Origin of the sequence: Halomonas sp. AOP43-A1-21, assembly GCF_052376775.1 — a bacterium.
GTDB classification, from domain to species: domain Bacteria; phylum Pseudomonadota; class Gammaproteobacteria; order Pseudomonadales; family Halomonadaceae; genus Vreelandella; species Vreelandella colorata.
Genome location: NZ_JBQSWC010000083.1, coordinates 1 through 1,408, shown reverse-complemented (window position 1 = coordinate 1,408; position 1,408 = coordinate 1). Strand labels below are relative to the sequence as shown.

Sequence of the window (1,408 nt, the reverse complement as noted above, 5' to 3'; positions counted from 1 at the left end):
TTGCCGTTGGCGCTATACGGCATCACGAACACGCGCAGGTTGAGGCGTGAGAGCAGTTCGATCACGTCCATGACCAGCTTGGCTTCAAAGTGCGTGGTGAAGGCATCCTGGACTAAAATCACGCTCTGGGCGCGCTGCTGCTCGGTGAGCAAGGCCAGTGACGTCGGCGTGGCTTCCGCCACGCCCCAGGCCCGTAGCTGCTTTTTCACACTGGCGCGGGAGAGCAGCGGGGAATCGCTCATGCCCACGCTACGGCGCAGCAGCGTTTCCATCCAGCGCTGGCCCATCAAGGCATTATACAGCGGCGCTGCCCTGGCAAGCGTGGGCAGCATGAATTCCGTGCCGCCGATCACGTAGTCACGCAGCGGACGTAAATAGCGCCCGTGGTAGACCTCCAGGAACTGTGAACGAAACTGTGGCACGTTCACCTTGATGGGGCACTGGCCCGCGCAGGATTTACACGCCAGGCACCCGGCCATGGCGTCATACACCTGGTGGGAGTAGTCGTGATGCTGCTGGCGGCTGAGCGTATTGGCAACCCGCTGGGGGAAGTGCTTGATAAACCCCCAGGTGCGCTCGGCTTTCTTCTTGCGTGACTCTTCCACCACGTCAATGCCCGCCTGGGACTGCAGGCGCAGCCATTCACGGATCAGACTGGCACGCCCCTTGGGGGAATGGCGGCGATCACGGGTAGCCTTCCACGAGGGGCACATGGGGTCGTCAACATCGTAGTTGTAGCAGGCGCCGTTGCCGTTGCAGTACACCGCCGCGTCATAGGCCTGCCAGGCGCGCTCGTCGATGGTGCGGTCCAACTGACCGCGCATGGGCACCGCATCAATGGCCAGCAGGTTCGGGTCGCTGTCTTTCGCGATCAGCGCGCTGTCCTCTGCCGGTGAAGCGATCTTGCCGGGGTTGAGCTGGTTATGCGGGTCAAACGCCGCTTTGACCCGCTGTAAGCTGGGGTAGAGTGCGCCAAAAAATTTAGGCGCATACTCAGAACGCACGCCTTTACCGTGCTCGCCCCATAACAGTCCGCCGTACTTTTGGGTCAGGGCGGCCACCTCATCGGAAATTTCCCGAATCAGCGCTTCCTGGGCCGGGTCTTTCATATCCAACGCGGGGCGTACATGCAGCACCCCGGCATCGACGTGGCCGAACATGCCGTAAGCAAGCCCACGGGCGTCCAGCGCAGCGCGGAACTCACCGATAAACTCGGCCAAGTGCTCCGGCGGTACGGCGGTGTCTTCGACAAACGGCAGCGGGCGTTTTTCACCCTGGACATTGCCTAACAGACCGACCGAGCGCTTGCGCATCCCGTACACGGCGCCGATCTGCTCACGGCCTTCGGCCAAGGTGTACCCCAGCCGGGTGACCGTTGTGTCCTGGGCCAGATGCTGGGTAAAGGCCT

Annotated in this window: 1 protein-coding gene; it reads right to left on the bottom strand. The window is 62.3% G+C overall.

The features are described 5' to 3' along the window. Window positions 1–1,408 (bottom strand): FAD-linked oxidase C-terminal domain-containing protein (locus ACT3R7_RS20630; RefSeq protein WP_496199455.1); only part of this gene is annotated, 1,408 nt, incomplete at both ends.